The following is a 9,694-nucleotide window of genomic DNA, read 5'->3' as shown; positions in this document are numbered from 1 at the left end:
GGGTTGGGGTGGGGTCGGCCCTTGATCTTCCCCGCCCGCCCGAGCAACCCCCTCCCAACCTCCCCCTGCACGCAGGGGGAGGAGCAAAGCTGCGGCGGAGTAAAGCCATGACAAAAGACATCTGGATCCTCGACGACGACCGCGGCGTGCGCTTCGTGCTGGCCGAGGCCTTGCGCGACGCGGGCCTGGCGGTGCGCGAGTTCGGCGAGGTGGCCGCGGTGCGCGCGGCGCTGCAGACAGCACGTCCCGCGTTGCTGCTCACCGACGTGCGCATGCCGGGCGAGGATGGCCTGAGCCTGCTCGGCGAACTGCAGGCGCAGGGCATCGGTCCGGTGATCGTGATGAGCGCGTACACCGACGTGGCCACCACGGCGGCGGCGTATCGCGCCGGTGCGGTCGACTACCTGGCCAAGCCGTTCGACCTCGATCACGCGGTGGCCTCGGTGCAGCGCGCGCTGGCCAGCGTGGCGGCGCCCACTGCGGCGGCCACCCACACGCTTGCGCCCGGTCATGCGCTGCTGGGCGAAAGCGTGCCGATGCGCGAGGTGTTCCGGCTGATCGGCCGCGTCGCCGCCAGCGACCTCAACGTGCTGGTCACCGGCGAAACCGGCACCGGCAAGGAACTGGTGGCCCGCGCTCTGCACGAGGAAAGCGCGCGCCGCGACCAGGCCTTCGTGGCGTTGAACACCGCGGCGATTCCCAGCGAACTGCTGGAGAGCGAACTGTTCGGCCACGAGGCCGGCGCGTTCACTGGCGCCACCCGTCGCGTCGCCGGCCGCTTCGAGCAGGCCGAGGGCGGCACGCTGTTCCTCGACGAGATCGGCGACATGCCGCTGGTGCTGCAGACGCGGCTGCTGCGCGTGCTGGCCGGCGGCGAGTTCTATCGGGTCGGCGGGCGCGAGCTGATCCGCTGCAACGTGCGCATCGTCGCGGCCACCCACCAGGATCTCGCGGCGCGTGTCGCCGCCGGTGCGTTCCGCGCCGACCTGATGCACCGGCTCGACGTGGTGCGCATCGAGCTGCCGCCGCTGCGCACCCGTCGCGGCGACATCGCGCTGCTGGCCCAGCACTTCCTGGCTGCCACCGCGCAGGAGTTGAAGCTGCCGCCGAAACGCTTCTCGAAGGCGGCGCTGAAACAGGTCGCCCAGCGCGACTACCCGGGCAACGTGCGCGAGTTGGAAAACCTGTGCCGCCGGCTGGCGGTGATCGCGCCGGGCAGCGAAATCCTGCCGGCCGACCTGGGCACGACGGAAGGCGCCAGCCGCGGCGGCGAATGGACCGACGCGCTGCGCGAGTGGGCCACGCAGGCGCTGGCCGACGGCGAGGCGGACATTCACGCCCGCGCCCGCGAGGCGCTCGACCAGATCCTGCTGCAGGCCGCGCTGCAGGCGCACGAAGGCCATCGGCAGAACGCCGCGCAGGCGCTGGGCGTGGGCCGCAATACGCTGACCCGCAAACTGGGGGCTTCGCGTACGCGGCGGCGCTGAGCCGAATCCAGAACGGGCCCGCTCGCCCGGTGCCGGCGCCTACGCGGCCACCCGTCCCAGGGTAACGCACAGCCGATGCGCCGCGCCGTCGGTCGCCAGCGCAATGGGCTCGGCCGCATCCAGCGTTTGGCCGTCCATTTCAATCCGCGACACGCCGCGACAGACATGGTCCGGATTGCGCACTTCGATCTCGTGGATCGTCCCACGATGGCGATAGCTGATCCGGAAGCCGGGCCATGCTTTCGGAATGCATGGCTCGATACGCAACTGATCGCCATGCAGGTGGAAGCCCAGCACTGCTTCCAGCCCCGCCCGATACAGCCACGCGGCCGAGCCGGTGTACCAGGTCCAGCCGCCGCGGCCGATGTGTGGTGTCACCGAATAGACGTCCGCACAAACGACATACGGTTCCACCTTGTAACGCGCAATCGCCGCGGCGCTGTCGCCGTGGCTGAGCGGATTGAGCAATTTGAACTGATCACCGGCGCGATCGCCGTCGCCCAGCCCGGCCCAGGCGAACACCGACCAGGTCGCGCCGTGCGTGTATTGGCCGCCGTTCTCGCGCACGCCGGGTGGATAGCCCTTGATATAGCCGGGGTCTTTCTTGCCGTCCTGATCGAATGGCGGGGTGAACAATCGCGCGAGTTGATGGGGATGATCGACCAGCAGGCGGTCGACCGAGGCCATCGCCTGGGCCGCGTGGTCACGATTGTCGTGGCCGGCGATCACGCTCCATGACTGGGCGATGGTGTCGATCTGGCATTGCGCGTCCTGCGCCGAACCCAGCGGCGCGCCGTCGTCGTAGTAGCCGCGGCGATACCACGCGCCGTCCCACGCCCGTTCCAGCGCGTCACGCAGCGCAGCGGCGTAATCACGCCAGTGTTGCGCGCGTTCGTGCTCGTGACGTTGTTCGGCCACCGGCGCCAGCCGGGCGATCGTGTCGAGCAGGAACCAGCCCAGCCAGCTGCTTTCGCCACGTCCCTTGGCGCCCACCGCGTTCATGCCGTCGTTCCAGTCGCCGGTGCCGATCAGCGGCAGGCCGTGGGCGCCCCGGGTCAGGCTGGTGTCGATCGCCCGCGCGCAGTGCTCGTACACGGTGGCGGTTTCGTCCGAGACGCCGGGCTGGAAGAACGCGTCGGTGGCGTCGTCGGGAATGGCTTGGCCGCTGAGGAAGGGCAGCACCTCGTCGAGCACCGCGGAGTCGCCGCTGACCTCGACGTAGTGCATCGTGACGTAGCCCAGCCAGACGCGGTCGTCGCGGATCTTTGTGCGGATGCCCTGGCCCTTCGGCGGTAGCCACCAGTGCTGCACGTCGCCTTCGGCAAACTGGCGGCCGGCGGCGCGCAGCAGGTGTTCGCGGGCCAGGTCGGGCCGCGTCACGCACAGCGCCATCACGTCCTGCAACTGGTCGCGGAAGCCGTACGCGCCGCTGGCCTGGTAGTAGGCGGTGCGCGCCCACAGCCGGCAGGCGGTGACCTGGTACAGCGCCCAGTCGTTGAGCAGCAGATCCATGCTTCGTTCCGGCGTGCTTACCTGCACGGTGTCGAGCACGCCGTTCCAGCGCGCGGCGACTTCGTCCAGCACCTCATCGATGTCGATGCCGCGATACTTCGCGACCAGCGCCTGCGCCGCCGCGGCATCGCCACCTTCGCCGAGCAGGAAGTGCAGCTCCAGCGACCTGCCCGGCGGCAGTTCGATGCGGGTCTGCAGCGCACCGCAGGGGTCCAGGCCGGCGCCCACGCGTCCGTCCAGCGGCGCCTCGTCCTGCAACGCGGCCGGGTTGGCGAGGCTGCCCAGCGCGCCCAGGAAATGCGCGCGGTCGCCACTGATCGACTGCTGCATACCGCCCATGTCGAAAAACGCCACGCGCTCGCCGAAATCCGCGCGCCAGCGATTGCGGGCGAACAGCGCGCCGGTGTCGTCGTCGCGCGAGGTCACCACGAACGGGGCCGGCGTGCTGCCGTTGGGGCCCAGCGCCCATTCGACGTAGCCGGTGATCGCCAGTCGCCGCTTGCGGGCGGAGCGGTTGCACAGGCGCAGGCGCGACAGCTTGATCGTGTCGTCGACCGGCACGCACTGGACGAGCTCCAGCGCGACGCCATGCGCGTCGTTGCGGAAGCGCGTCCAGCCCTTGCCGTGGGTCGTGGTGCAGCGGGCGCCATCGACGCGGATCGGCAACGCGGTGGCCGTCCACAGCGCGCCGTCGTCCGCGTCGCGCAGGTAGATCGCCTCGTGCGGCATGTCGCTGACCGGATCGTTCGGCCACGGCGTCAGCGGATTCTGCTGGCTGTTGCCTGACCACGCGTAGCCGCCGCCCTCGGCGGTGACCAGGAAGCCGAAGGCCGGGTTCGCGATCACGTTGCTCCACGGCGCCGGCGTGGGGCGTGCCGCATCCAGCTCGATCCGGTAGGCGCGGCCGTTCGCCACGAAGCCGCCGTGGCCGTTGGCGAATTCGGGTGCCGCGGCAGCGTCGTCGAAGTCGATCGCCGTGGCGCTGGCGATGATCGGGGAAGGCCGGGAAGCGGTTTCCGGCGGCGGCGAAGGTGACGCCGCGACCGGGTTGTTCAGCACCAGCCGCGCCACGGTCAGCAGGCCGTTGCGCAAGGTGTCGCCGATCTGGTCGTCGCGCAGGCAGAACAGTTCGGCCTTGGGCGCGTCGTCCGGTTCCTTCAAGTGCTGCCGTTGCCGATCGACGCGCTGGCTGAGTTCGTCGCGCTGCGTGCCGGCGTCGGCGCCCAGCTGATCGAGCACCACCACGTCCGTCGCCAGCTGATGGGCTTGCCACCAGCGCTGGGCCAGCAGCAACTCGTCCAGCTGCGGGACATCCGCGGGAGCGCGCAGGAACAGCAGGGCGATCGGCCGATCGCCCGAGATGCTGGCGCCCCACAGCGTGGGCGGCCCGCCCTGGCCGCGCTCGCGCTGGTCGGCACGGGCGCGCTGGCTGGCGTCGCTGACCAGCAAGGCCTGTCGCCACTGCGCAAACTGGCGGTCACGTGCCGCATCGATGCCGAAGCGCTGGCGTTCCTCCTGCGCGTGCCGGGCCGCGGCGGCGAACAACTGCGTGGCCGCGTCGGCATCGTCGAGGCGCGCGCGCAGCTCCGCGGCGCCGTCGCGGGTATCGGCCAGTTGCGTCCACAGCAACAGGTGGATGCTGCCGCCCGCGGCCAGGGTGAACCCGTGGCGCAGGGCGAACACCGGATCGAGCACGCAGCCGGTGCTGCCGGAAAGTTTCGCCCCGGGCTGCATCGCCATCGCGTTGCGCAACGTGCGGCAGCGGCCCAGGAAGCGGGCGCGATCGGTTTCGTGCGTGGTGGTGATGTGGGCCGCGCCCTCGACCTGCAGCGCCTGCGACGCCCACACCTGGGCCTGGCTGTCGCTGCGCCGGCGGCGTGTCGCCAGCAGCAGCCCGCGTTCGTCGTCCCATTCGGTCTGCACGAACATCTTGGAAAAGGCGGGGTGGGCGTTGTCGTCGCCGATCGGGCCCAGCACCAGTTCGGCGTAGCTGGTCAGCGACAGGTGCCGCGTTCGATCGCCGTGATGGGTGACCGTGAGCCGGCGCAATTCGATGTCGGCATCGGGCGCCACCGCAATTTCCAGCGAGCTCTCGATGTCGCCGTGTCGCTGGCCGAACACGAGGCGTCCGGCGTCGTACCCGGCTGCGTCGTTCGTCGCCGTCTCGCCCAGCGGCTGCGTGGTGGCGCCCCACACCGCGCCGTCCTCCTCGTCGCGGAGCAGCAGGAAGCTGCCCCAGGGATCGGTCACCGCATCCTCGCGCCAGCGCGTCACCGCCAAGCCGCGCCAGCGGACGAAGCCGGCGCCGTGGCGGTCCAGCATGCTGCTCAGCCTGCCGTTGGAGAGCAGCGGCAGCGCCGTGCCGTGGTCATCGGCAGTGGAGGAAACGGGGGAATGGGCAGACATGGCGGGCGTGGACTCCTGACGCGATCATCGCGGGCCTTGCGCGCCGCGATCTCCACCCAGCCTACGGCGGCGGCGGGGAAACATCGCGTGAAAGCAGCGCTCTTACACGCCATCCATGCAGTCGCCTGCGCAGACTGGCGGGTGGATGGCCGCGTCGCGGCACCGGGCACGAATGCCGGATGGGGTTGTCCCAAGCCTTGCCCGATGGCCGGCCGATGCAGCGCGCATGGCGCGCCCGTCCTGCCATCAACGATTACAGGGACCCGCTGGATGCCACCGATGCCGCCGCTGTGCTCGCTTCCCGACGACGCCCTGCTGGAGCGCCTGCAGCGTGCGGCGCTGGGCTATTTCGTGGAGCTGATGAATCCCCGCAACGGACTGGTGCCCGATACCTCGCGCGACAACTCGCCGGTGAGCATCGCCGTGGTCGGCTTCGCCCTGTCGGTGTATCCGCTGGCGGTCGAGCGTGGCTGGATGGATCGCGAGGAGGCGGTGCAGCGCTGCCTGCTGGCGCTGCGCTTCTTCCACGACAGCGACCAGAGCGGCAGCCCCACCGCCACCGGCTACAAGGGTTTCTACTATCACTTCCTCGACATCCACCAGGGTCGGCGCGTGTGGCAGTCGGAGCTGTCGATGATCGACAGCGCCCTGCTGATCGCCGGCATGCTGACCGCGGCCACCTGGTTTCAGGCGGACAACGCCGCCGAAGCCGAGCTGCGCGCGCTGGCCGACACGCTGTATCGCCGCGTCGACTGGCGCTGGGCGCAGGACGACGCGGGCACCATCCGCCAGGGCTGGAAGCCGGAGTGCGGCTACCTGCACTACGGCTGGGAAGGCTACAGCGAGGCGATCGTGCTGTACGCGCTGGCGCTGGGCTCGCCCACCCATCCGGTGTCGCCGGATTGCTACGCGGGCTGGGAGTCCACCTACCAGTGGGAAAACCTGTACGACCAGGATTTCCTGTATGCCGGGCCGTTGTTCGTGCACCAGTTCTCGCACGCCTGGCTCGACCTGCGCGGCATCCGCGACGGCTTCATGCGCGAAAAGCAGTCCGACTATTTCGAGAACACCCGGCGCGCGATCAACGTGCAGCGCTGCTACGCCGAACTCAACCCCCACGAATTCGTGGGCTACGACCGCAACTGCTGGGGCCTGTCCGCCTGCGACGGTCCCACCGACGAACGCCCGGACATCAACAACGAACGCCGTCGCCTGTTCGGCTACGCGGCGCGCGGCGTGCCCTACGGCCCGGACGACGGCACCCTGTCGCCGCCGGCGGTGCTGGCCTCGGTGCCGTTCGCGCCGGAGCTGGCGCTGTCCGCGCTGCGCAACATGCTGCTGCGCTACCCGGAGATCCTCGATGGCGATCGCCTGGCCACCAGCTTCAACGCCAGCCTGGTCGACGCAAACGGACGGCCGTGGGTGTCGCCCGGTCAGTACGGGCTGGACCAGGGCGTCATCTTCATGATGATCGAGAACCATCGCAGCGGCGGCATCTGGCGTACGTTGCGCCGCTGCCAGCCGCTGGTCGACGGCTTGCGCAAGGCCGGCTTCAGCGGCGGCTGGCTGGATGCGCCGACAGCGGAGGCCGCGACATGAGCACGAAATTCGACGCCAGCGTCAGCACGCCGGTGGACGCGTGGGAACGCAAGCGCCTTGCCGCGGTGCGCCCCGCGTCGTGGAACAACCCCGAGCCCACCGCGCCGTATCAGCTGGTGATCATCGGCGCCGGGCCCGCCGGCCTGGCCGCGGCCCGCGAGGCGGCGGCGCTGGGCCTCCGCGTGGCGCTGGTCGAGCGCCACGAGATCGGCGGCACCTGCTTCAACACCGGCTGCGTGCCGTCCAAGGCCTTGCTGCGCACCGCCGCGGTGTACGCGGAAATGCGCGACGCCGCTCGCTACGGCGCCGAGGTGCCGGCCGATATCCGGGTCGACTTCAGCGCCGTGATGGAGCGCCTGCGGCGCATCCGCAGCCACCTCACCAACACCACCTCGGTGCGCCTGCTGGCGGCCAGCGGGGTGGACGTGTTCTTCGGCAGCGCGCAGTTCAGCGGGCCGGACAGCCTCACCGTCAACGACCAGCCGCTGCGGTTCGACAAGGCGCTGATCGCCACCGGCGCGCGCCCGGACATCCCCGACGTGCCGGGGCTGAAGCAGGCCGGCTTCCTCACCAACACCACCATCTTCGAGCTGGCCGAACTGCCGCCGCGGCTGCTGGTGATCGGCGGCGGCCCGCTCGGCTGCGAACTGGCGCAGGCGTTCCAGCGGCTGGGCTCGCGGGTCACCATCGTGCAGAAGCTGCCGCTGTTCCTCGAACGCGAGGAACGCGACGCGGCGCAGACGCTGTCCGACGCGTTCGCCCGCGACGGCATCGAGGTACGCCTGAACACCCTGGCGGTCGCCGTCCGCAGCGACGGCGACGAGAAGGTGGTCGACCTGGTCAGCGACGACTACCACAGCACGATCCGCGTCGACGCCATCCTGACCGGCGTGGGGCGCTTGCCCAACGTGCAGGGGCTGGCGCTGGAAAAGGCCGGCGTCGTGTATGACGAAGTCGCCGGCATCCGGGTCGACGACCAGCTGCGCACCGCCAATCCGCGCATCCACGCCGCGGGTGACGTCTGCCTCGACGAAAAGTACACCGACACCGCCGAGGAATCCGCGCGCGTCGCGATCCGCAACGCCGTGCTCGGCGGCTGCGAAAAGTTGAGCGAGCTGGTGGTGCCGTGGTGCACCTTCACCGACCCGGAGATCGCCCACGTCGGCATGTACGTGCGCGAAGCCAACGCGCGCGGCATTCCGGTGAAGACCTTCACCGTGCCGATGCACCAGGTCGACCGGGCGATGACCGACAGCGAGCAGGGCGGCTTCGTGAAGATCCACGTGCGCGACGGCAGCGACCGCATCCTCGGCGCCACCATCGTGGCGCGCGATGCCGGCGACATGATCAGCCAGGTCACCCTGGCGATGGTGGCCGGCGTGGGCATGCGCACGCTGGCGAAGGTGATCCACGCCTATCCCACCCGCACCTCGGCGATCCGGCTGGCGGCCAAGGCATACAACCAGACGCGGCTGAGCGCGCGCGTGGTGGTACGCCTCAAGCACTGGCTGGCGCGGCCGCGCTGATGTCGGTCACGCCGGCTTTCCCCGCCAGCGCCTACACTGTTTTCCCTTACTCCACTGACGCAAGGACTCTCCCATGCAACTCGGCATGATCGGCCTCGGCAAGATGGGCGCCAACATGGCCCAGCGACTCATCCAGGGCGGCCACCAAGTGACCGGCTTCGACCCCAGCGCCGAAGCGCGCAAGGGCCTCGAAGGCCACGGCGGCGGCGCGGCCGAGTCGCTGGAGGCGCTGGTGCAGGCGCTGCCCGCGCCCCGCGTGCTGTGGCTGATGGTGCCCTCGGGCAAGATCACCGACGACACCGTCGACGCCTTGCTGGCCCTGCTGGACAAGGGCGACACGATGATCGACGGCGGCAATTCCAACTACAAGGATTCGCTGGGCCACGCAGCCAAGTGCAAGGACAAGGGCGTCAACTACGTCGACTGCGGCACCAGCGGCGGCGTGTGGGGACTGGCCGAGGGCTACAGCATGATGGTCGGCGGCGACGAGCAGGTCGTCGCCGGCCTGAAGCCGATCTTCGAGACACTGGCACCGGGCAAGGACAAGGGCTGGGGCCGCGTCGGCCCGGTCGGTTCCGGCCACTTCACCAAGATGGTCCACAACGGCATCGAATACGGCCTGATGCAGGCCTACGCCGAAGGCTTCTCGATCCTCAAACACAAGGAGGAATTCGGCCTGGACCTGGCGCAGATCGGCAACATCTGGCGCGACGGCAGCGTGGTGCGTTCATGGCTGCTGGAGCTGGCCACCGACGCGCTGAGCAAGAACCCGACCATGCAGGGCATCGCGCCCTACGTGGTGGATTCCGGCGAGGGCCGCTGGACGGTGAACGCGGCACTGGAACTCAACGTGTCCGCCCCGGTGATCACCCTGTCGCTGATGGAACGCTTCCGCTCCCGCGACGACGACTCGTTCACCGACAAGCTGCTGGCTTCGTTGCGCAATGAATTTGGCGGGCACGCGATCAAGAAGGAGTAGCCGGCCCTGCTCCCTCCCCTGCCGGCCGTGCTCCCTCCCCTGCTTGCAGGGGAGGGTTGGGGTGGGGTTAGCTCTTGATCTTTGCTCAAGGAAGTTGGCGACGCGCTACCGCCGCAACATTCAGAGCAAGAGCTTTCGTCCTCCTTCGGAGGGCGAGGTACTTCTCTTTTGCTTGTCCAAAAGAG

5 protein-coding genes are annotated in these 9,694 nt (G+C 69.7%); 4 read left to right on the top strand and 1 reads right to left on the bottom strand.

The genetic code is table 11. The features are described from left to right. Positions 1-107 precede the first annotated feature (107 nt). Entirely contained in the window at positions 108-1,487 is a 1,380-nt protein-coding gene (ntrC, locus tag ASD82_RS00315; protein WP_056713774.1) for a nitrogen regulation protein NR(I), read from the top strand. Between the two features lie 39 nt (positions 1,488-1,526). On the opposite strand, the gene ASD82_RS00310 is transcribed toward ntrC, so the two are convergent. Next, the gene (locus ASD82_RS00310; protein ID WP_056713771.1) at positions 1,527-5,405 is read right to left on the bottom strand and encodes a glycosyl transferase family 36; all 3,879 of its coding nucleotides are present in this window, start codon (positions 5,403-5,405) and stop codon (positions 1,527-1,529) included. A 270-nt stretch (positions 5,406-5,675) separates the two neighbouring features. On the opposite strand from ASD82_RS00310, the gene ASD82_RS00305 reads away from it, so the two are divergent. The 3 genes from ASD82_RS00305 (at position 5,676) to gnd (ending at position 9,509) form a co-directional block, all read left to right on the top strand. Beyond that, positions 5,676-7,004 carry a glucoamylase family protein gene (locus ASD82_RS00305; RefSeq protein ID WP_235580592.1) on the top strand — a complete coding sequence of 443 codons (1,329 nt, stop codon included), beginning with the start codon at positions 5,676-5,678 and terminating at the stop codon, positions 7,002-7,004. After that, positions 7,001-8,530: a mercuric reductase gene (locus ASD82_RS00300; RefSeq protein WP_056713763.1), complete on the top strand. Its 1,530-nt coding sequence runs from the start codon at positions 7,001-7,003 to the stop codon at positions 8,528-8,530. Before ASD82_RS00305 ends, ASD82_RS00300 begins: the two co-directional genes overlap by 4 nt. 73 nt (positions 8,531-8,603) lie before the next feature. After that, a complete protein-coding gene (gene gnd, locus ASD82_RS00295) occupies positions 8,604-9,509 on the top strand; it encodes a phosphogluconate dehydrogenase (NAD(+)-dependent, decarboxylating) (protein ID WP_056713759.1) in 906 nt (301 codons plus the stop codon). Positions 9,510-9,694: the final 185 nt, after the last annotated feature.

This window comes from Rhodanobacter sp. Root179 (genome assembly GCF_001428465.1).
Classification (GTDB): Bacteria; Pseudomonadota; Gammaproteobacteria; order Xanthomonadales; family Rhodanobacteraceae; genus Rhodanobacter.
The sequence above is the reverse complement of the archived record's forward strand: the minus strand, read 5'-3'. Positions and strand labels throughout refer to the sequence as shown.